This is a genomic window from Sphaerothrix gracilis Ecp01 (assembly GCF_030405905.1).
Classification (GTDB): domain Bacteria; phylum Cyanobacteriota; class Cyanobacteriia; order Phormidesmidales; family Phormidesmidaceae; genus Sphaerothrix; species Sphaerothrix gracilis.
Genome location: NZ_JASATW010000026.1, coordinates 14,510 through 34,478, shown reverse-complemented (window position 1 = coordinate 34,478; position 19,969 = coordinate 14,510). Strand labels below are relative to the sequence as shown.

Sequence of the window (19,969 nt, the reverse complement as noted above, 5' to 3'; positions counted from 1 at the left end):
AAGCATCTACTTCTCCAGCTCAAAGAGTTATGCAGTTTTTTACGCAATTTTTGTAGTTTGTTCAAAAAAGCAATAATTGCCCAATCTAGGCGTCAACGACCCCAAAATCCAAAACTGGCAGCGCAGTCTTTATCGCCTATATCCCATCTGCTTTAAAGTGAAGGCATGACAGCAGAAACCTACATCATCGGCATCGACATCGGCACAACCAGTACCAAGGTGATGCTCTTTTCTGCCCAGGGTCGGCCTATTGCTCAGCAGACAGTTGAATATCCCCTCCTTTCGCCTACACCGGAAGTTCAAGAGCAAGATCCCTATGAGATTCTGAGAGCTGTTGTGCAAGGGGTTCAAGCCATTGTTGCCAATAACCCAAGGTGTCTAAGTGGACTGGTTGCCCTTTCTTTTAGTGCGGCAATGCACAGCCTTATTGCCGTAGACGCTCAGGGACAGCCTCTCACCCACAGCATTACTTGGGCCGATCGCCGTAGCGCGGCCTGGGCCGACAAAGTGCGCCAGAGCTGCAATGCTCATATGCTCTATCAGCGGACAGGAACGCCCCTTCATCCTATGCTGCCGCTGGTCAAGCTGGCTTGGCTGCGGCATGAGCAGCCCCAACTCTTCAACCAGGCCGCTAAATTTATCTCCATCAAAGAGTACGTGCTGTATCACTGGTTTGAGCAATATGTAGTGGACTATGCCGTCGCCAACGCTACTGGGCTGTTCAATATGCAGTCCTTGGACTGGGATAGCGAAGCGCTAGCGATAGCTGGGATTTCGCGCGATCGCCTTTCTCAGCTCGTACCGACAACCCACGTTTTACCGCCCCTACCAGATGAGATTACGGAGCTGCTGGGATTACCGACTAACTTACCTGTTGTAGTCGGGGCCAGCGATGGCGTACTGGCAAATTTAGGCATCAATGCAATCGCGCCTGGTGTCGTTGCTGTCACAGTTGGCACTAGCGGCGCGGTGCGGGCAACGGTTGACCACCCTCAAACGGACGCCCAAGAGCGTCTCTTTTGTTATGTCCTGACCGAACAGCATTGGGTCATTGGCGGCGCCGCTAACAGCGGCGGCTTGATCCTGCGCTGGGCACGCGATCACCTAGTAGATAACACCTGCGACACGGCCCGCCTGCTCAAACGAGATCCCTACAGCCTGTTGACAGCGATCGCAGATACAGTCCCGCCCGGCGCGGCGGGTCTCATTTTCCATCCCTATCTAGCTGGCGAGCGATCGCCCCTATGGGACGCCAATGCCCGGGGCAGCTTCTTTGGCCTGGCGCTGCACCACACCAAGGCTCACCTGACGCGGGCGGTGCTAGAGGGCATTGTCTATAACCTTTATATGGTGTTAGCAGCGCTGCAGGAAATCATTGGCCCCGCTAAGAGCATCCAGGCCACGGGCGGCTTTGCCCGCTCCACCGTTTGGCGGCAGATACTGGCTGACGTGTTTGACCGAACGGTGGTCATTCCAGAAACCTATGAAAGTTCCTGCTTTGGCGCAGCCGTGCTGGGTCTGTACGCCCTAGGGATTATCTCTAGCCTTGAGGGCGTAGCCGACATGATTGGCGAAACCCACCGACACCAGCCCATTCCCGAAAATGTCCGCAAGTATCGCCAGATACTGCCGCTTTATCAACACCTGCTGCAGCGCTTCAAAGCAGAATATGCCGCGATCGCGGCTATTCAGGCTGATCTGGAGCAGTCATAGCTTCCGGATCTTCGGAGCCACAGGTTTGGGCGATCGCCGCCTGCAGATAGCTCTCAGCGGCTTCGGTGCCAGCCGGGGCAGTAGCCGCCACCTGGAGGGCATCGGCCCAGAGGTACTGATCGGCGAAGTAAGTCACCTGTCTCAGCACTTGCGCCTCCAGATCGGCCTGCTCTAGAGCCAGTTGGGTATTGAGTACCCTTAGCTCATCTGCAATCACCGCCTGACGCTCTAGAGCCATAATCCGGAAAGGAATCCGTAGTTGCTCAACCGCAAACGGCCCGCCGTAGATTTTCCAAATATACTCCTGTCCAGGCTGCAGCGGCATTTCTGCTCCGTACTGTATCTGGGTGGTACCAGCCTCCGGATCAGCCTGCCAGAGCACTTCATCTGTCTCGGCGGCCACAATCTGCAGGCGGCTCAGCGATCCCTGCCAGATAAACAGGGGGCGATCGCTCCAAAGCGTCAGAGCCGAGCGGGGCACCGCCAGCGGTGCTAGCGGGCAGACATCGCCGCGCGAACCACCGGGAGACCGGGGAAAGGGCGGCTCGCCTTGAGCTTGGGCTACCTGAACTAGAGGACCGGTAAGCGCTAATAGCCCTAGTGATAACCACTGTACAGGGCGAGCAGCAAAATAAGCGGGGATGACGGCTAGATTAAGCATGGGTTCAACTATGAGACTTATCTGAAAATAAGGGGGGAACTAAATAGGCCAGCAGCAAGGCACTGGGCAAGCACCAGGGAATCAAAACTAAGCCAGAGACATAAACCTGGAGGCTCACGAGGCCATACAAGGCGATCGCGCCTGTGAGTAGCCCCAGGGATCGCCCGCGTTGCGAAGCTGGCGCTGAGACACTCAGCGCTAGGCTCTTAGCCAGCAGCGCCGCTAGCGCCACCAGCCAGAGATCGGGCAGGGGCACGACCCAGTGGCGATGCCGGAAATGATGAAACTGGTAAGCGTGCAGTTCCCCCCCGGGAACAATGGTGTTTAAGGCTTCTGCGTCGGTCTGCCGCTGCCAGTAGCGCAGGGCTGGCGTCAGGGAATAGTTGTCAGCGCTGAAGGCATTGACGCCCGCATCACCATAGCCCCCTGGCATAATCAACAGCACCGGCGGCGAAAATTCCTGACGCAGATCGGCGGGCGATCGCGCCAGAAATTCCCAGGCGGGCAGCTTTTGATAGATAGTTTCAGGCGGCAGCGAAAAGTCCACGATGGGGTAAAGCCAGCTCTGACCGTAGTGAAATGAAAACGCGGTCAAAGGTCCGATTGCGGTCCGAGGCGATCGCAGAGGTGACTCAACGGCATAGGCCGGAGCGCTGCTGGTAATATCGGTAATATCTGCGGCCAAAGCCAACAGATAGCTAAAAGGCAAGGGACGAGCGGCACTGGCTGCGGGCAAGCTGGGCCGCTGTCCTTGAAAAAAGAGGGCAATGTCTCCTTCCCAAGCAGGGGCAGCTTCAGCTAAATCTGGCAGCGTGCTGAGCCAAACGCCATTATCATCGCGGTAGGTTGCCAACACCAAACGCGACTGAGACTGCTCATAGGCACGTTGCAAAGCGGTCTGTAGCTGCATGTCCTGTTCTGGCAAAGGGCGATCGAGAATATAGTCGATACCGATCACCTCAGCCCCTACTGACGCGGACTGATCTACTAGCTGAGCCAAATAGCTGCGATCCATCGGTCGCGGATCGCCGATTCCTCCTTTGATCAAGGATTCATTGTCCACCTGAATAAGCAAAATCTCTGGCGACACAGTGGGAATCTGCTGGGTCAGACTGCGGTAAACTGCCTGCGTCCGTAGGCGCTGCTGCAGCAGCCAGTTTTGCAGCGGAACTAGGGTGCTGAGTGCTAAACAACTTGCTAGGGCTACTGCCTCATAGCGCTTGGGCAGCCAGGGTTGTAGCCGCTGCCGCCAGCTTTGATCCGGGATTTGAAATAGGCGCGAGCTAGGATGCCGAAACAGCGAGGGCACCAGGTGAGCCGCCGGATAAATCAGATTTTTGTCACGCAGATGCCGATTGGCCTGCAGCAGCGCCGCCTGCACATCTTGGTGCTGGCCCAGCGCTTGTAAAAACTGGAGCAGAAAGACCTGAGCGACCTGATTGTGAATGGGTTCTCGCATGACGGCCACCTGACTGAGGCCCAAGTCAATCAGAGACTCCGCGATATTCAAGCCGCTACAGGAGTTAAACAGGGCAAACTGGAGACCATGCTGCTGGGCGATCGCCAGCATGGGCGCAATCTCCTGCAGCCGGATAGAGCTGCCGGGGGCGATCGCTAGCTCACCTCCCGTCAGCGCCGTTTCATTGCTGTGTCCGGCAAACAGCAGCACGTCCCAGCCCAGGGGCGCCGTCAGCGCCGTGACGATAGCTTGCTTCAGTTCCGCGACCGACTGCTGCGGCTGCCAGCCAATAAATTTCACTTCGGCCAGCTTGTCTAGCGCTGCGATCGCGGTGCGATCTGCCTCAAAATCTAGGCCCGTGTCATCCCCCAAAATTACCAGGATACGAGGCCGCGATCGCAGCGTAGTGGGCTTGACCGTGGGGCGGCGAATATTGGCGGGCGATCGGACAATCTGCACCGCCCCTGCCCCAGCAAATTCAGCATTGACTTCCCACGCCTCCCAAGGCAGACGCGCTAGGGCTAGCGGCGTACAGGTGAGAAACAAATTCAGGCCGCGATCGGGATGATTTTGGGCTGCCTGGGCCAGCTGTGAGCGAATTTCATGCAGGTCGGCATCTCTGAGCCAGCGGTTGAATTCATAAATCAGCTTAGCTTCCGCCTCAACGAGCTGTGCCTGCCAGTCAGTAGCTCGCGCTACGCTGCCGCTGGCCTGTACCCGGCCCCGCAAAGCATGGGTGGCGGGCGGTGCGGTTTGGGGCAGCGGCAAGGTCTGATAAAAATTGAGATAGGCACGCTGCCATTGGCTGTAGCAGTCCAAGACATATTGAGGCGCAGGCAGTTCCGCCTGTAGCTGCAGCCCCTGATCCCAGCTCAGCTCAAACAGGCAAATTTGTCCAACTTGCTGAATTTTAAGGCGATAAAATCCTGCAACTGTCATGACCAAACAAAGCGGCTATGATTCATGGTCTGGGATAAAGGCGATCGCCGGCAGAGCGATCACGGTGCCTGAGGGCAAAGCGATAGATACCCAAAACTGCTCATCTAGCGTTCCAATGATCTGCCCGTAGAGATAGCTGTCCGCACTGCCGGGCTGCAGCGTATGTTCTACCAAAAGCTGCTCGGCATCGCGGATGCGCAGCGCCGTTCCCGGCGAGAGGCGATCGCCCGGCTGCGGCCCTAGCACCACCAGCAGCGACCACTCGGCTGTATCGGCAGGCAAAGCCCAAGCGATCGCATACAGCCGCAGGACGCCATTTTCCCAGCTAATATCCCGGTATGCTCCCCGCGCCTGAGAAACCAACTGCACCCCGTTGCGCTCTAGCTCGCTCAGCACGGATTCTATTTCAGTTGCGCTTGAGCGCATAGCAGTAGCGGGACGCAGCGGTGGTAGTAGCTGCCAGGAGAGGTGAGCGGCTGTCTGATCAAGCCGATTGCGCAACCACTGCCCAGCATTGATGGCCGCCTGAGCTATATCAGGTTGAACCGCGATGGCAGGCAAAGGCAGATTTTGCCCTTGCTGAAACTGATAGAGCCAGTTGACCCAGGCAGGCTGCCGCAGTAGCTCTGCCCCCAGGGACCAGGGTAAACGCTGCCAGAGAGGCGCGGTATCTGCCTGCAGCAGCGGCTGGAGTGACTGCAGGCGCTGCTGCAGTTCGGGCAGCCGCGACGGCTCTGAGCGAGGGGTAGGCAAGGCGATCGCGGCTGCATCTAAGCAGCGCAGATAGAGCAGCAGGTTATCAGCATTGAGATCAAACCAGCCCAGCGGCACCGAGTAAGTCCAGTCCTCTGCGGCTTCTAGAAATTGCCGCCGCTGCGCTAGCTGATCCTGCCGCAAACAGCCCTGTACCATCACCTGTCCCGCCTCTTCTTCTACCTGAATTAGCACGTAGAGATGAGGCACAAACTGGGCTAAGTCAACTGCAGCACTAGGAATGCTGACTACTTCATCCCAGAGACTGCCCACCGTCAGCAGACACAGCTTGAAGCCGCCGACCTGCAGGTTACAAACTGCGGGCAGCAGGTTAGCATAGGCGGGCTGCTGCAGGGTGCTGTGCTGCTGATCGAGCTGTAAGTCCGGCGATCGCTCTGCCAGCCAGCCCTCAAAGCCCGCGACAGCTAGCCCATTGAGATAATTTTGCCACTGCATATCGGGCTGCAGGATCGCCTGGCTGAACTGGGCCGACTCGGCTAGGTCAGGGGCACTGAGATCGACGGCGGCGGGGTCTATAGCTTCGTGCTCTAGGGAATCAGCTAAGTTTTCAGGATAGGCGATCATGATAGGTTTCTCCGAGTGTCCAGGTAGCGGCAGAGGTGTTCACTTAAGCAACTGCGGGGCAAATCGCTAGCGGTGGCGGCCTCTGCCTCAGCCTCCTGCAGTAGCGCATCGATCTGTTCGGCTAAGGCGGCGGCAATGCTCTCATCTAGGTCTTTTAGCCGCTCCGGGGTTAGATAGGTCTGAATTTTTGCTCGAATGCGATCGCTCAAAAGCTGCAGCAGCCGATGGCGGATATCTGCCCGGAGCTGCTTTAGCTTCAGCAAGCGGCTTACCTGATACTGCTGGGTCAGTCCCACCTGGGGAGCAATATCTCCCATTGCCTGCCCCTGACAGTGAAACAGGCTCAGCGCTCGTAAAAACGGCTCCGGCGACTTATGCTTGCGGCGGCTAAGCTGGGCTACCCACTGCTCAATCACCTCAGCAATCGCCTGATCCAAACAGCTGATCAACTGCTGCCGGTAGAACTGTAGAAACGCCTGCAGCTCATCGGTCGCCTCGCTAGGCGGCTGGGTCTGCAAACCTTCCACCACTGCGCCCAATTCTGGCTGATCTAGAGAAGCGGCGGCGATCGCGCCGCTGCGCACATGAATTCGGTACTGGCGTAGATAGGTAGCGATCGCCTGCAGTTGGGCAAACAGATCATCTGGCGGAGCCTGCAGCCGCTGAGGCAATCGCTGCGCCATGCGATTTAGCTGTTCCGTGGTGGGAGGTACACAGGTAATGGCCCCCCCTTGCTGCCGCTGGGCCAAGCGGTCTTGGCGATAGACTTGGTGGTAGACCTGCAGTAGCTCGCCCGCTTGAAAAATCTCCTGCGGTGTCAGCCGATGAAATTCACTAAAAATTCGCTGTAGCTGCTTGGGCGCAGTGTCGTTCAAAATGGCCCAGTCGCTAATTAAATAGACACCCTGCTGCAGTAAAAACTGGTTTAGCTCCCGGTGGTGCCGGACGCGGCGGGTGACCCAGGTGTTGAGGCTCGCCTTCTTAGGGTCGTAGGTCTGCAGAATTTTGGTTGCCAAAGAGCGATAGGCCGCCTCTGGGAGACTGCCGAGCGGTTCTAAAGGATAGACCTCGTCTAGCACATAGGGAAACAAATCATAGCGGCTGAAGCTGTGCCCTCGGCCAAACTGGCTCTCTAGCTGGCGACAGACAAACTGAGTCTGATGCGAGATGAGACAGCGCAAGCTCCCTTCTGCTAGCGGCAGCGTCGCCGCCTGGAGCGCAGAGTCCTGCTGAAAATGATCCCACAGCCGCTGCTGCAGGGCGCTGTCTGAACGCCCGGTCAGGTCAGCTAAAATTTGCTTGAGAAAAGATTTAACGGTTGGTAGGGGTAACAGGCGCGGTCGGCTAGCGGCATCAATTCGCACAAGACGCCAATAGCGAGGAGACAACTCAGCGGGGGCAATCATAGAGAGCCAATGGGGGCTGATAGCGGTTGTTTCCCAGGTTACATAGGTTTGGTGCATTTGCGTGATGTTCACGGGCCTATCTGTGTATTGGCACTCTATCGACCTGCAATTGACTTTACTGCTGAGGACATCAGACCTATGCAAAGTCAACATGAAACTGTGATTTTCTCTGAAAAAGGGGTCAGATCCCTGGCGCGAGAATTGCGTAAATAGATTAGAGTAATACTGTCTAAGGCCAGTACATCGGATGAGTGACACGACGGCATTTTTAGCTGGATGCGCGACAACGGGCGTGGCGGCGTTGCTGCTTGTCTTAGCCAGGGCTAGCGTTGATGAAACGAGTCCGCTAGCTCCCAATCAAAGCAATGCTTTTCCGGAAGAGGCAATGGCACCGCCCCTGCAGGTACCGCCGCCGCCGCTGCCGCAAACCGCCAACAGCAATCTTGAAGACCAGCTTCGCCGGGAGCTAGAAAGCCAGCAGGACACCACCTCCGATTTAGAAGGCCAGCTGCAGCAGCAAGAGCTGTTGATCCGCACTTTAGAAGAGAAGTTAGACAACCAGCAGCAAGAGACTCGCACGACGCTGGCTCAGCTACAGGACTATCAGCAATCTCTGCAGGAACTCAGTCTGAGTCAGAGCCGTTCGCCCGTTGTGGAGCGTAGCGAGACGCAGACGCTGGTGCTCTGGCTGGGGGCAGGCTTTCTGTTGGCCCTGATTTTAGGCGGTGGCGTAGTGCTAATCGTACTGTTGATTATGATGTCACAGTCGCAGCGCCGCCAGTCGCGCTCGGCTCAGATGATGTATCCGGTGACTCCGCCACCACCGCCCTATCGCTATTACGAGCAAGAGTTTTTGCCGCCGCCTGCCCTCTATCCCCGCCGCCCCGAAGCTCACAATCCCTACGATTTTCGCTAGGACTCAGGGGCGATCGCTGACACACTGCTAGCTTAAAGTCCCGGAATCTCTGAGAGTTCACCTTCTAGCTCTTCTACCGAAAAGCGGGTCATCTCTCGCCACTCTTCCACCGTAAACTCATAGCCTAGGGTGTTGGCCTTTTTCACAAACGCCTCTAGGTCAGCCGCCGTGCTGAGATCCTGACGCAGGATCGGATCGTTCTGAGCCGCTCTAAACAAACGAGCTACCGCTTCTTTTGCCACTAGCCTCAACTCCCAAATCCTAAAAAGACAATCTCGCTTTCTCTGGCTAACATAGCCACTGCCACCCAGCAGCGTCCGGCTTCTGCAATGAAACTATAAATGTCGGCAAAATTGCCAAATCAGGCGCGATACTAGACTGGCGGCTAATGCCCAGCCCTCGCCAACGCCGCTATAACGACAGCAGGGGAAGCTCGATTTCGTCAGCCCATGAAAAATATTCCCAAGATCCTGCTCGGCTTCTATCTGCGGCGTAACCCGAACCGTTTTCGGCTAACGCAGTTCAATTTCTTATATCGCTATGCCTGGCTGCAGAGTCTTTTAGAGGAACTACGCCCAGAGCTATTTCCAGCCAAAGAAGAAGCTGCTGCTGAAGAAGTTGTTGCCGAAGTCGAGCCGCCTAGCGACGAAATTCTGCAGCTTTTAGACGAGTCTGTCCGGGGGCGCAAAGGCACTTATCACGTGGAGCAGTGGCTGGGGGCGCGGGGCATGGGACATTTGTTCACCGCTACGCAGGTCAGTTCCAAAGCAGCGGTCATTGTTAAAGAGTACCTATTGCCCTCCCGCTTGTTTAATGATGAAGAAGCCCAGCAGCGGCAGAAAAACTTTGTGAATCTGGCCGGACTGAATCTGGCTGACGGTCGAGAGCAGGATTTTCGGCTGATTGCTCCCATCGAGGCGATCGCTGACGAGCAAAGCGTCAACCGCTGCTACTTAGTTACCGATAGCCGCGATCGCAGTCCTACCCTCCGCCAGTATTTGGCTGAGAGCGGCCCCGTGCCGCCAGAGCAGGTACGAATCTGGCTCAATCAGATTTTGCAAAGCCTAGAATTTCTGCACCAGCAGAAATACATGCTGCCTTCAGGTCGAGTGCAGCTAGGGCTAGTTCACGGCAACTTAGATCTCGATACGCTGCTGTGGGTGAATCACGGCGGCCAGCCATTTCTCTATTTATGCGATTTAGCCCTGTGGGAGCGACTGTTTGATCCGCCGACAGTAGAGCATTTGCCCAAAACGGTAGCGCAGGACTTAGAAGCCGTCGGCCTGATTGGCCTACAGCTCCTCACCGGCAATCCTCCGGCGCTAGATCCCCGCGAGGATGAGTCTTGGCCGCGTAAAGACGTTTTTTTAGAAGATTTTTTGCGGCGCTTACTCGCTTTTGGCCCCCCGTTTGAAACCGCTGAGCTAGCCCGACAAGAGTTACTGCTGCTGCCTCAGCCCAGCTTACCGCCGCCATTGGCTAAAGCTTCAGAAGCCGAACTGGAAGCTGAAAAACGCCGGCGATCGCGCTGGTGGCTCTGGCTCATTGGCCTATCTGCGATCGCCGCTTTGGGTACAATCGCCTGGGTATTCTGGCCGCGATCGCCTGTCCTCAGCGATGAGGAAGATCCGAGTCTTTGCTGCCTCAATGAAGTTAGCGCCGTCCCGGAAGGCATCTTTGTCTATACCGCCGTCCAAGATGGGACTTGGAGCGGCATTGTTCAGCAAAATCAGCAGTCTCAGCCCCGCCAGTCAACGCTGAACCTAGAACTGGCCGAGTCTTATCCCAATCTGCGTCTGGTCTATCGCCCAGCGGAATCTATCGAAGCGGCGATCGCCGCTGTGGAAAACCGTCAGGTCAATTTTGCCGTTGTGCCCTTAGTGCAGGACTTGCCTATTGGCCTCGGTGCCCAAAAGATTGCCTATGATGGCCTAGCGGTATTTGTTGCTTTCTCCTACGCTGAGCGCAATCAAAGCCTGCCCCGCACCCTAGAAGGCGATCTGACCTTAGAGCAGGTGCAGCAGATCTATTTAGGCCAGCTCTATAGCTGGCAAGAAATTGGCGGAGCGGATTTGCCCATACGTCTCTATGTACCGCAAAATCCAGAAGCCCTAGATCTCTTTGCCCGCAAGATTTTGAAACTGGGCTGGATGAATGCCCCCCGCGACAAAATCACCCAGTTGCCAACGCTGGAAATGCTGCGTACCATCATTCAGGATTTTGAAGGCGGGGCGGTGGGCAGCGTTGGCTTTAGCCCCCTAAGTCAGATTTTTGGGCAATGCTCCGTCTATCCGCTGGCCCTGGCAGCAGATGGCAGTGCAGTGCAGCCCCTCGTGTTGCGCAATGGCGAAACCGTGACGCCGCGCACCGACCTCTGCGATCGCAAAGGCAACTACTACCCCGATCTAGAGGCGTTTCGCAGCGGTGAATATCCGCTGGCCTATCCGGTGGCGGTGATATATCTGCAGGACAATAGCATCCCGCCCATTGGTGAAAAATTTGCTGAAATGCTGAGAACTGAGGAAGGTCAGCGGTTTTTGGCTGAAGCCGGATTGGTTCCTCTGGTAGAGCCCACAGAGCTGCTGCAGTAGCGACCTTGGAGGGGCTGCGTAGCGCCCCGTGTCAGCTCGCACCGGTCTAAAGCTGGCTAGCAGCGTTAGAGACCAAAGCCGCAGCTTCCTTGGGCTTGCCAGTAGAAGGAAAGATTAAAATACTCTCAATTTTGGGGTTGTTGACCAGAGCTGCTAAGCGATGTAGCTGTTTTTCCGTAATCGCCACGCCCGCGTATTTCTCAGCGTACTGCATCTCTGCGGCAAAATTATCGTCGTTGTAGATTTGGATGAAGGCTCGATCAACGTTCCAGTTTTGCCAATCAGCCGCAAAATACTGCTTCCCCCAGTAAGGGTTGTGATGGCAGATGTCAAAGCTGACGTTTGGGTTTGCCGCTTTCATCTCAGCTTTCATCTGCTGCACAAACTGGGTAAGCTGGGCGGTGCGATCGATCTTCCCCGGCAGATCCGCGTGGTAGCCCAGATAGTCGTCCCACTGCACCGCGTCAATGTCTGGATACTTTTGCACGAACTCCACCAGAATCTGCTTGAAGAGGTTAGCAACTGCTGGCACCTCCACGTCTAGCAAATAGTGATCAACTTCAGGGTAGGTCTTATCTACGCCAGGAACAATCCAGCGTTTGGCGATCGCAGTCTCAAAAATTGGGCTGTTTTCGTCGAGCTTGATGCCTTTCTCAAAATAGGCGTGTACCTGCATTCCCTGCTTGTGCGCCTCATCAATCAGCCAGTCTAGCCAAGGCTCCTGAAACTGATTGGGACAGCTTTGTAGTCCCAAAGTTTGCTGCATAACCTCGCTGCGATACATGGTGCAGCCGTTGCCCCAGACACCGTGAATGATGGTGTTGATGCCCTGCGATCGCAGGTACCGAACCCGCTCACGAATCGTTTTTTCATCCGCATTATTAGTCACCTGATAGCGGCTGAAGTAGATGCCCCTAATCTGCTTTTGCTGCCAGTTCGTTGAAGGCTGGGGCTGAGTCGCCGGAGGCGCAGGGGCAGCGGGTGTCTGTGTAGCCACTGTCTGGGAGGGCGGAGAAACGACTGATACTGGCTGATTCAGCTTAGGCTGCTCGCTAGCGGTCGCCGGTGGCTGCTCACCGGGAAGATACTGAACGATGGCATCGGGCAGTCGCGACTTCAGGTTGAAGCTATCCAAATTTTTAAAGCCCCAATAGCCAACTCCCAAGAACAGCAGGATGACAGAAAAGGGAATGCTGCCACAGCCGCAGCCGGTGTTTTCTTTTTGAGAGGGCATAGTGATAATCAGGATGACATCAAATGACTTCACGCCAATCCTGGCAGGTTCCGTATGGAACTACTTTTCCCTAGCAGGCAAGCCCCCTAAACAAGAGCAGCGATCGACAGCAGCGCTGACTTTTTCTTACTTGAACTATGGCTGTTTGCGGGACGGCCAGTTTCTCTGTCCCGCGATCGCTGGCTTATTCTCAGTTTAAAACCAGCCAGATCGAAAAGCTAAGCTTTACCTCAGTCTTGCATAGAGCCGCTGACAGACTGAGTGACATCCGGCTCTGTCATGACATCTCTTAGCACCGGAATGCCGTCTGAGTCTTGCTGCCGCTGGCTTAAAACGCTCAAATCGCCGTTGGATTCTAAGATCACGACGGCGATTTCCTGTAGGCTGTGATATCCCGCTTCTCGCACCGCCGAAAGAATTTCATTGTGGGTAACGCGCTCATGGCGCATATTCTGCTGCAGGAACTCGCCTTGCCAGAAGAGAATTCTGGGCTGTGCCCGCAATACCTGGCGACTTGGCGGCCAAATAACTGCCAACTTAGTAGCGGCAAACTGCAGCAGCAAGAGCATAACAATGCCTACTAAACCATCTAAAATAGGCACATTTTTTAACAGGATGGTAGAGCCGACCATCGAACCCATTGCCACTGTCACCACCCAGTCAAAATTATTCATTTTGGAGGTAGAGCGCTTGCCCGAGGCCCGGATTAACAGCACTACCACGGGATAGGTAATCAGGCTGGTCACAAAGATGCGCAGAATTTCGGACCAGTTTTCAAAGAACGTCATCACACCCTCTCCACCAACAACCTCGCCAGTATAGAGATATTTAGGCAGCGCCATCGCATCTCTGCAGATAGAAATGTGGCGATCGCGAAGCGCTCCGCCTGACAATGTATCTTTCGGGGCAAGAAAATAGAGGCTTTGAATGGCAAGGTGTTCGGGTAGCACTCATTTTCTCAAGCATGGCAAAGTTAACCCTTTACGGTACTCCAGACAGCACCTATGTCCGCACGACGCGGCTGCTGCTGGAAGAAGCCGAGATTGATTACGATCTCGAAAGCGTCGGCATTTTCAATGGTGAAAACGAGACGGCAGACTACTTAGCCAAAAACCCCTTTGGTAAGGTGCCAACCCTAGATATCGGTGGCGAACTGCTATACGAAACCGCTGCGATCGCGCCTTATCTGGATGCGGTTTTTGCCAGCACTCAGTTTACGCCAGCAGAGCCAGTGGCCCAAGCCCGGATGCGTCAGGTCATATCGATTGTAGACAGCTATCTTTACGCGCCAGCAGTTGGCTCCATTGTGATTCAGCGCCTGATTGTGCCCCAGCAGGGTGGCCAAGCCGATGAGGCTGAAGTTAAAGCAGCCGTTGAGCCAGCGCAGAAGGCTGTAAACGCGATTGAGGCGATCGCGGTAGGCAATCCCTATGTGCTAGGCGATCGCCTCAGTCTGGCTGACTTTTATCTCATGCCTATCTTTAAGTACCTGTCTCAGACGCCGGAATTTGAGTCTGTGATGGCTGAAGCTCCGAAGCTCAAAGCCTGGTGGCAGAAAGTTCAAGAACTCCCTAGCTTTCAAAAGGTGTGTGCCGCATAAAGGGCAAATAGCCGCAGCCGCAAGCAACCTGTTTATCGTTGCGGTAGGGGCACAGCCTATTAGGGCCGTGTCTTGCCAACTCCCAGCTATGGACGATTGATGCCCCGAAAGCGCTCTTTAGCTTCGGCAAAGGCTGTCTCCATAGCTGCCTGAATTTTCTCAGGATTAGGCTTTTTGCCCCCCATCAGATCCCCAAAATAAACGCAGGCTCCCTCCCCCAGCGCCCAGGTATAGGCTGCTGCCCACGACGCCGCAATCACGCTGCCAAATCCCGGAATAAACTTAATCAGCTCTCGCCCGATGGCCTGAGCAAAAAAGCCACCCGCGATCGCGCTTACCACGCCTCCGGCTTGAGAAGGAGTCAGGGTTTGCCCGTAAAGCTGTCCCAAGACGCCTACCATTGACCCCTGCAGCGCGGTTAAAACCGGCATAGTGGCAAAGGGAAGGGGGACTGCCGCTAGGGTGGCGGCAGCAATACAAAAAGCCAAAATATAGCGGCGGCCCACATCCCGGTAAAGATTGCCAATCTGTTCTCCGGCTTTTTCAGCATCCAAAAGCTGGTAGATAGCCTGAGCTTCAGCTTCAGGCAGCAGTTCGGCCAAGGCATCGCGCAGGGCTTCAAGGCCGTAAAACACCGGCTCATAACCGTCTTCCTCTAAAGTGAAGTCAATCATGACGGCGCGATCGCAGAAATGGGCAAAATCTGCCTGCAGGGTAGCAAAGGCCCGCTGAATGTCCTCGTAGCGGGGCGGATAGGCGGGATGATTCTCCACCTGGGGTGGGTAAATCTCATGCAGGCAGGTGACAGCCAGCAGACAAGGTACTTTAGGATACTCACGCCGGAGTTGTTCGGACACCTGACGGAGGGTATCGGTGGCGAAGTCGTTGATTTTGACCGTCAAAATTAGAATTTTGGCGTTAGTGCTTTGCTGCTGCAACTCCGCTGTCAGCGCCTGAATCAGGCTTTGAGTATCCTGATTGACATCGCCTAGCCCCACCGTATCGGTAAAAATTAGCAGCGGCAGATCTGCCGAGGGATAGGCATAGCGCTCAGTGTGTTGGGTGTGGGGCCGAAATCCCTGGCCAATGATGTCGGTGGAAACCCCGGTCAGACCACGTACGATGGAGCTTTTACCAGCTTGGGGCTTCCCGATCAGCAGCGCTTCGGTGGTGGGCAGTTCGGCCCGCACCGTCGCTAAAATTTCGGCCACCTCCGCCTCGCTCACGTTGAACCACTGCATCACCGTTCGACTGAGCTGCTCGATTGGCAACAGCTTTTTAAACTGCCCGGTGGCGGTTTGCCAAGCGCCCGTAAAGCGATCGCCCCAAGTTGAGTGTTCCGCTTTCTGAGTTTCGGGAACAGCGGGCTGAGAGTCGGTTTTATCTGGTTCAGTCATCTCTTCAATCAGCTTAGAAGGCTTGCCCAAATCCTAGCGAGGATTGTGGCTCCCCTCCAACTTCCGCAAGTCCTATAAAACTGTGAAGTTTTGGCAGCTAAAACGTAATGCTTGTTACAGTACATTTGCATGGTACAAACGATTGCGATCGCTCTCTTCGCTGATGGATAAACCGCCTGCCAAAGCCACCGTCACCAAAGACAATATCGTAGAGCGCCTGCTGCTCTACCGGGATGAATTTGCCGCCTTAGGCGTTAAAAAACTGGGCCTCTTTGGTTCCTACGTCGAAAATAAGGACTGTCCCAATGGTGACGTAGACGTCTTGGTCGAATTTGACTTGGCCGCTAAAACCTTTGATCACTTTATTCAGCTATCCCTGCTGCTAGACGAGATTCTGCTGTGCAAAGTAGAGCTTGTCACCGCTAAATCCCTCAGTCCGCATATTGCCCCTCGTATTCTTCCTGAAGTTGAGTATGTCATTTCAGACTAGCGACTATCTGCGCCATATCCTGGACGAAACCGCCTACCTGATTCAGAGCAGCCCCGCCACAGACAAGGCCAGCTTTAAGCAGGATGCCACCCTGCGCCGCGCCTTTGTCCGCAGCATTGAGGTGATTGGGGAAGCCACTCTGCGCCTGCCTCAAACGTATCGCCAAGCCCATGCTCAAATCGACTGGCGATCGCTGATTGGCCTCAGCGATCGTCTGCTTCACGCCTACTTCGGCGTAGACTACGACCTGGTGTGGGATGTAGTAGTCAATAAGGTACCGCTGTGGCAGTCGCAAATTGCTGAATTGCTGGAGAAGGAAGAGGCTCTTTAACGGTGATGTCGTACCGATTGCACCTCACGACGCGGCTTAGAGTGCCAGGGGGGCAGGTTTCAGCTTCACTCACCCCGTTTACGCAACCTGCAATTCTCATCAAAACACCAGACTGGCTCGAATCAAAAGGCTGAGCGATCGCCCAGCCTTTTGCTCAAAGATGCCTATTTTTTTAGAAGCGATTCAGCGTCAACCCAGTAGCTTCCTCGCCCAGGCTGGGCGCTAAGCCGCCTGCTGCTGGCGACGACGCATGAATACGCCTAAGCCTAAGGCTGCTCCCGTACCGAGCATCGTCAGGGGTTCGGGGACAGGTTCAGTGGGAGTTTCTCCAACGCCGCCGCCGTTACCCGCTGTGAGCGAACTGAACTCCGTCACGCCATCCCAGCCAATTGCCTCAGTATCCAGGGCTTCTGTCAGATTGCTGTTAAAGACCACGCGGTAATCAAATGGGCTGTCTTGGTTGGGGCTGTTGGGCTGCATCCGCGAGCGATCGCGGCGCAGGGGTGAGAAGAAGGACTCGCCAAAGAAGACGACCTGATTGTCTACCAGGTCCAAGCCCGTGGGGTTGACGGTGTTGGTTTGGCCGCTCATAAGCTGCGAGCGAATAAAGGTGCCTGCCCCCGGAATGGCCTCCCCCGTTGTGGGATCAAGCTTCAGTAAAACGCTGGCCTTAGCACCGCCGCCAGCGCCGTAGGTGGGGAGCCAGCCATCGGCAGTGAACCGGCGAAAATCCTCACTGGGCGTACCTTGGGTGCCATCCACGGTGAAAGCCGCGTAGAGATTAGCTAACCCATCCCACAGCAGGCCGATGCCGCGCCCGTCTGCGCCTGTGGTTTCATAGTTGGAGCGACTCCAGTTTTTGAAGCCGTTGGTGAAGCTAGCAATAATCGGATCTTGGTTCTGACCTGTAGGCTGGCGAGTGCCGATATAGAGAGTCGTCTCTCCAAACGTGACCGAAGCGGCCCCGCTAGCAATAATGTCCGCTTCGCTACTACTAGGCGAAAACTTTGACACATCGTCATTGATAGCACTGATAACGGCAGCTTGACTGGTCGCTGCCGCAAAACTACTCAACAGCGCGATCGCGCTGCTTAGACACAGTGAGGAATACCTCATAATTCAAAAAGCTCCAAGTCTTGGTTAGGACGAATACAGCAGTCTCAATTCGTCAATTCACATACTTGGCAGATTTACTCCGCACCCGAATGGTTTACATTCCCTAATCATTTATAAATTTTCGATGAAAGTATGGCATTGTTAGTTACCCTGAACTGCCATGTCGTTCAAGTTTGCCTAAAACCGCATAAATTCCCGCGAAAATTCCCTATCCGCCCAGGTTCCCGCCCTGTTTAATCACTATTTATGCCTGAATCTACTGAGTTTAGGGTTTGGCTGACCCGCCGTCTGCCCACCTCATTAGCCGCTTTAGCAGAAATTGCTACCGTGGAAGTCTGGCCTGAGCGGCAGCCACCGCCTCGCGATGTTCTGCAGTCCAAGCTCCCCCACCTAGACGGGCTGCTGTGCCTGCTCACCGATCCGATCGATCAGGCTTTAATTGCGGCAGCGCCTCAGCTTAAGGTAATCAGTCAGATGGCGGTGGGATTCGACAATATTGACCTGGCGGCGGCCACCGCGCGGGGCATTCCGGTGGGCAATACGCCGGGGGTGCTGACGGATGCCACGGCTGATTTTACCTGGGCGCTGCTGATGGCGGCGGCGCGGCGGGTCGTCGAGAGCGATCGCTTTGTGCGCCGGGGCCAGTGGCAAACTTGGGAACCGGATTTGCTGCTAGGGCCAGATATCGCCGGGGCTACGCTGGGCATTGTCGGCCTGGGGCGCATTGGTCAGGCGGTTGCCAAGCGATCGCAGGGGTTTGACATGTCGGTGCTCTATACGGGTCGCCATCGCTGCGAACCCGCGATTGAAACTGCGCTCAATGCCACCTATGTGGAACTGTCAGAGCTGCTGGCAAAATCAGATTTCGTCTCTATTCACACGCCGCTAACCCCCGCCACCCATCATCTGATTGGGACAGCGGAGCTACAGCAGATGAAATCTACCGCGATTTTGATCAATACGGCACGGGGAGCCGTTGTCGATCCGGCAGCGCTCTATCAGGCATTGACCAGCGGCGAGATTGCGGCAGCAGCCCTAGACGTGACCGAGCCGGAGCCGATTGCAGCCGATAGCCCCTTGCTACAGCTCGACAATCTGACGATTGCCCCCCATTTGGGCAGTGCCAGTCGGGCCACGCGGCGAAAAATGGCGGATATGGCGATCGCTAACCTGATGGCTGGGCTTAAGGGCGATCGCCTACCCCACTGTGTCAATCTTGACGTGTATTAAATCTGAAGCAAGATGACAGCTCCAAATAAAAGCCCTCCAAATCGAAGTTTGGAGGGGCTGGAGTTCCTGAAAATCGTCACTGGACGTATGATGCCGGGAATTTCACGGATTGGGAAGAGGGGTCTAGCCCATCAGTGCTATCCCTGAACCAGTCCGTTGTGAGTCATCGACTTTTTATCCCAGAGATGGGGACGCTCTGAGACGGGGATATAGGGCTGGTTGTGAGGACCGTTGTAAAGCTGGGTGGGCCGGAAAATGCGGTTTTCTCCGAGCTGTTCTTTCCAGTGGGCTAGCCAGCCCGCCGTCCGGGCGATCGCAAATAGGGGTGTAAACAGGTCAGTAGGAATACCCAGCTTGCGATAGACCAGCCCTGAATAAAAATCGACATTGGGATAGACCCCCTTGGCGCCTAAGCGCTCGGTGACAACGGCCTCCAGTTCCAAGGCAATGTCGTAGTATTCATCGCGGCCAAACTTCTCAAATAGCTGCTCTGCTAGGCGCTGCAGAATGATTGCTCTAGGGTCTTTAACCTTATAGACCCGGTGGCCAAAGCCCATAATTTTAGCTTTGCGCTGAATTCTATCTTCAATGTAGGGCCGCACCTTATCAATAGAGCCGATTTCCTCCAGCATGGCGATCACTTCCTCATTAGCACCGCCGTGTAGAGGGCCTGCCAGCGTACCTACGGCAGAGGCTACCACCGCATAGGGATCGGTCAGAGTTGACGCGGTTACCATCGCTGAGAAAGTAGAAGCATTGATGGTGTGCTCAGCATGAAGCGTTAGGCAAATATCAAAAATACGGGCTGCTAGCGGATCTGGCTCGCGCTCGCTCAGCATGTAGAGAAAGTTGGCGGCATAGTCTAGGTCATCGCGGGGCTGTACCGGATCGTTGCCTTTGCGAATAAGTTGAAAAGCCGCCACCATCGTCGGAATTTTGGCTAACAAACGCACGGCGGCGGCTTGAATATAGGCCGGATCGTCTAAGGCCCGCCGGGAGTAAAACAGCCCTAAGGCTGCGGCACAAGCCTGCAGCGCATCCATCGGGTGACCGCTTTCAGGAAAACACTTCATCATGTCTCGAATCCGAAACTTGAGTCGGCGGTGGTACTGAATTTCATGCTCAAAAGTTTCCAGCTCTTGCTTAGTAGGCAAGCCGCCCCAAATGAGCAAATAGGCCGTTTCTAAAAACGAGCTTTTTTGAGCCAGTTCTTCAATTCGGATACCCCGGTATTCCAAGATGCCGTTTTGTCCATCAACGTGGCTGATGCTGGACTGAGTTGCCGGAATTCCCTCAAGTCCGGGCCGATAGTCACATACCGTCATGATCTCACCGTTGCTACGCGCTAAGTTTATTCACCGTGAATGACGATCAAACATCTGTGGCCTTTGCAACAGATGCTTGATAAGAACGCCTTGCTAGCAGTGCTAGGCCCACTTAGTTTCTCAGAAAACTGAGTCAGGTGCTTGCTCCTGAAAACCTTGAGCTTAGCAGCACACGCCGTCTAAGGCGGCGGAAACATGGACTGAATCAGGCGCTAGCGTCAAT

18 protein-coding genes are annotated in these 19,969 nt (G+C 55.2%); 8 read left to right on the top strand and 10 right to left on the bottom strand.

Annotated features, from left to right (window positions below; translation table 11 throughout):
- The first annotated feature begins 165 nt into the window (after positions 1 to 165).
- Positions 166 to 1,713 (top strand): gluconokinase, encoded by a 1,548-nt coding sequence (gene gntK / locus QJQ48_RS22260; RefSeq protein ID WP_346293448.1) that lies wholly within the window; start codon positions 166 to 168, stop codon positions 1,711 to 1,713.
- Here the strand turns inward: gntK and QJQ48_RS22255 are convergent.
- Genes QJQ48_RS22255 through QJQ48_RS22240 form a run of 4 tightly spaced genes read right to left on the bottom strand, consistent with a single transcriptional unit; the run spans position 1,685 to position 7,588 of the window.
- Positions 1,685 to 2,374 (bottom strand): hypothetical protein, encoded by a 690-nt coding sequence (locus QJQ48_RS22255; protein WP_346293447.1) that lies wholly within the window; start codon positions 2,372 to 2,374, stop codon positions 1,685 to 1,687. The two genes, gntK and QJQ48_RS22255, sit on opposite strands and share 29 nt — an antisense overlap.
- Before the next feature lie 4 nt (positions 2,375 to 2,378).
- On the bottom strand, positions 2,379 to 4,772 hold the full coding sequence (locus QJQ48_RS22250) for a CHASE2 domain-containing protein (protein ID WP_346293446.1): 2,394 nt from the start codon (positions 4,770 to 4,772) through the stop codon (positions 2,379 to 2,381).
- Positions 4,773 to 4,787: 15 nt separating this feature from the next.
- Positions 4,788 to 6,110, bottom strand: coding sequence for a DUF1822 family protein (locus QJQ48_RS22245; RefSeq protein ID WP_346293445.1), 1,323 nt, complete (start codon positions 6,108 to 6,110; stop codon positions 4,788 to 4,790).
- Positions 6,107 to 7,588 carry a hypothetical protein gene (locus QJQ48_RS22240; RefSeq protein ID WP_346293444.1) on the bottom strand — a complete coding sequence of 494 codons (1,482 nt, stop codon included), beginning with the start codon at positions 7,586 to 7,588 and terminating at the stop codon, positions 6,107 to 6,109. Before QJQ48_RS22240 ends, QJQ48_RS22245 begins: the two co-directional genes overlap by 4 nt.
- A gap of 175 nt (positions 7,589 to 7,763) precedes the next feature.
- Between QJQ48_RS22240 and QJQ48_RS22235 the strand changes: the two genes are divergently transcribed.
- Entirely contained in the window at positions 7,764 to 8,432 is a 669-nt protein-coding gene (locus QJQ48_RS22235) for a hypothetical protein (RefSeq protein ID WP_346293443.1), read from the top strand.
- 32 nt (positions 8,433 to 8,464) lie between these two features.
- On the opposite strand, the gene QJQ48_RS22230 is transcribed toward QJQ48_RS22235, so the two are convergent.
- A complete protein-coding gene (locus QJQ48_RS22230; protein WP_346293442.1) occupies positions 8,465 to 8,674 on the bottom strand; it encodes a Nif11-like leader peptide family natural product precursor in 210 nt (69 codons plus the stop codon).
- 207 nt (positions 8,675 to 8,881) lie between these two features.
- On the opposite strand from QJQ48_RS22230, the gene QJQ48_RS22225 reads away from it, so the two are divergent.
- Positions 8,882 to 11,023 (top strand): substrate-binding domain-containing protein, encoded by a 2,142-nt coding sequence (locus tag QJQ48_RS22225; protein WP_346293441.1) that lies wholly within the window; start codon positions 8,882 to 8,884, stop codon positions 11,021 to 11,023.
- 46 nt (positions 11,024 to 11,069) lie between these two features.
- Here QJQ48_RS22225 and QJQ48_RS22220 read toward each other — a convergent pair whose 3' ends face one another.
- Entirely contained in the window at positions 11,070 to 12,257 is a 1,188-nt protein-coding gene (locus tag QJQ48_RS22220) for a family 10 glycosylhydrolase (protein ID WP_346293440.1), read from the bottom strand.
- Between the two features lie 13 nt (positions 12,258 to 12,270).
- On the opposite strand from QJQ48_RS22220, the gene QJQ48_RS22215 reads away from it, so the two are divergent.
- Positions 12,271 to 12,456 (top strand): hypothetical protein, encoded by a 186-nt coding sequence (locus QJQ48_RS22215; RefSeq protein WP_346293439.1) that lies wholly within the window; start codon positions 12,271 to 12,273, stop codon positions 12,454 to 12,456.
- Positions 12,457 to 12,487: 31 nt separating this feature from the next.
- On the opposite strand, the gene QJQ48_RS22210 is transcribed toward QJQ48_RS22215, so the two are convergent.
- Positions 12,488 to 13,099: a DUF421 domain-containing protein gene (locus QJQ48_RS22210; protein ID WP_346293438.1), complete on the bottom strand. Its 612-nt coding sequence runs from the start codon at positions 13,097 to 13,099 to the stop codon at positions 12,488 to 12,490.
- 122 nt (positions 13,100 to 13,221) lie between these two features.
- On the opposite strand from QJQ48_RS22210, the gene QJQ48_RS22205 reads away from it, so the two are divergent.
- Entirely contained in the window at positions 13,222 to 13,857 is a 636-nt protein-coding gene (locus tag QJQ48_RS22205) for a glutathione S-transferase family protein (protein ID WP_346293437.1), read from the top strand.
- A gap of 86 nt (positions 13,858 to 13,943) precedes the next feature.
- Here QJQ48_RS22205 and QJQ48_RS22200 read toward each other — a convergent pair whose 3' ends face one another.
- Complete coding sequence (locus tag QJQ48_RS22200) at positions 13,944 to 15,254, bottom strand: GTPase family protein (RefSeq protein ID WP_346293495.1); 1,311 nt, start codon at positions 15,252 to 15,254, stop codon at positions 13,944 to 13,946.
- A gap of 163 nt (positions 15,255 to 15,417) precedes the next feature.
- On the opposite strand from QJQ48_RS22200, the gene QJQ48_RS22195 reads away from it, so the two are divergent.
- Together QJQ48_RS22195 and QJQ48_RS22190 are read left to right on the top strand one after the other, a co-directional pair.
- Positions 15,418 to 15,744, top strand: coding sequence for a nucleotidyltransferase family protein (locus QJQ48_RS22195; RefSeq protein WP_346293436.1), 327 nt, complete (start codon positions 15,418 to 15,420; stop codon positions 15,742 to 15,744).
- Positions 15,728 to 16,075, top strand: a complete 348-nt coding sequence (locus tag QJQ48_RS22190) for a HepT-like ribonuclease domain-containing protein (RefSeq protein WP_346293435.1) — start codon at positions 15,728 to 15,730, stop codon at positions 16,073 to 16,075. The genes QJQ48_RS22195 and QJQ48_RS22190 overlap by 17 nt, the downstream gene beginning before the upstream one ends.
- Positions 16,076 to 16,297: 222 nt before the next feature.
- Here the strand turns inward: QJQ48_RS22190 and QJQ48_RS22185 are convergent, their stop codons facing one another.
- Positions 16,298 to 17,191, bottom strand: coding sequence for a PEP-CTERM sorting domain-containing protein (locus QJQ48_RS22185; protein ID WP_346293434.1), 894 nt, complete (start codon positions 17,189 to 17,191; stop codon positions 16,298 to 16,300).
- Positions 17,192 to 17,437: 246 nt separating this feature from the next.
- Between QJQ48_RS22185 and QJQ48_RS22180 the strand changes: the two genes are divergently transcribed.
- A complete protein-coding gene (locus tag QJQ48_RS22180) occupies positions 17,438 to 18,421 on the top strand; it encodes a 2-hydroxyacid dehydrogenase (protein ID WP_346293433.1) in 984 nt (327 codons plus the stop codon).
- Between the two features lie 137 nt (positions 18,422 to 18,558).
- Here the strand turns inward: QJQ48_RS22180 and QJQ48_RS22175 are convergent, their stop codons facing one another.
- Complete coding sequence (locus QJQ48_RS22175; protein WP_346293432.1) at positions 18,559 to 19,746, bottom strand: citrate synthase; 1,188 nt, start codon at positions 19,744 to 19,746, stop codon at positions 18,559 to 18,561.
- Positions 19,747 to 19,969: the final 223 nt, after the last annotated feature.

What these genes read in the sequence shown, in the direction of transcription:
- QJQ48_RS22250 (WP_346293446.1), bottom strand. Translation starts at nt 4,772, where the DNA reads ATGACAGTTGCAGGATTTTATCGCCTTAAAATTCAGCAAGTTGGACAA.
- QJQ48_RS22185 (WP_346293434.1), bottom strand. Translation starts at nt 17,191, where the DNA reads ATGAGGTATTCCTCACTGTGTCTAAGCAGCGCGATCGCGCTGTTGAGT.
- QJQ48_RS22255 (WP_346293447.1), bottom strand. Translation starts at nt 2,374, where the DNA reads ATGCTTAATCTAGCCGTCATCCCCGCTTATTTTGCTGCTCGCCCTGTA.
- gntK (WP_346293448.1), top strand. Translation starts at nt 166, where the DNA reads ATGACAGCAGAAACCTACATCATCGGCATCGACATCGGCACAACCAGT.
- QJQ48_RS22190 (WP_346293435.1), top strand. Translation starts at nt 15,728, where the DNA reads ATGTCATTTCAGACTAGCGACTATCTGCGCCATATCCTGGACGAAACC.
- QJQ48_RS22205 (WP_346293437.1), top strand. Translation starts at nt 13,222, where the DNA reads ATGGCAAAGTTAACCCTTTACGGTACTCCAGACAGCACCTATGTCCGC.
- QJQ48_RS22195 (WP_346293436.1), top strand. Translation starts at nt 15,418, where the DNA reads ATGGATAAACCGCCTGCCAAAGCCACCGTCACCAAAGACAATATCGTA.
- QJQ48_RS22180 (WP_346293433.1), top strand. Translation starts at nt 17,438, where the DNA reads ATGCCTGAATCTACTGAGTTTAGGGTTTGGCTGACCCGCCGTCTGCCC.
- QJQ48_RS22175 (WP_346293432.1), bottom strand. Translation starts at nt 19,746, where the DNA reads ATGACGGTATGTGACTATCGGCCCGGACTTGAGGGAATTCCGGCAACT.
- QJQ48_RS22235 (WP_346293443.1), top strand. Translation starts at nt 7,764, where the DNA reads ATGAGTGACACGACGGCATTTTTAGCTGGATGCGCGACAACGGGCGTG.
- QJQ48_RS22245 (WP_346293445.1), bottom strand. Translation starts at nt 6,110, where the DNA reads ATGATCGCCTATCCTGAAAACTTAGCTGATTCCCTAGAGCACGAAGCT.
- QJQ48_RS22225 (WP_346293441.1), top strand. Translation starts at nt 8,882, where the DNA reads ATGAAAAATATTCCCAAGATCCTGCTCGGCTTCTATCTGCGGCGTAAC.
- QJQ48_RS22210 (WP_346293438.1), bottom strand. Translation starts at nt 13,099, where the DNA reads ATGGCGCTGCCTAAATATCTCTATACTGGCGAGGTTGTTGGTGGAGAG.
- QJQ48_RS22215 (WP_346293439.1), top strand. Translation starts at nt 12,271, where the DNA reads ATGACATCAAATGACTTCACGCCAATCCTGGCAGGTTCCGTATGGAAC.
- QJQ48_RS22200 (WP_346293495.1), bottom strand. Translation starts at nt 15,254, where the DNA reads ATGACTGAACCAGATAAAACCGACTCTCAGCCCGCTGTTCCCGAAACT.
- QJQ48_RS22220 (WP_346293440.1), bottom strand. Translation starts at nt 12,257, where the DNA reads ATGCCCTCTCAAAAAGAAAACACCGGCTGCGGCTGTGGCAGCATTCCC.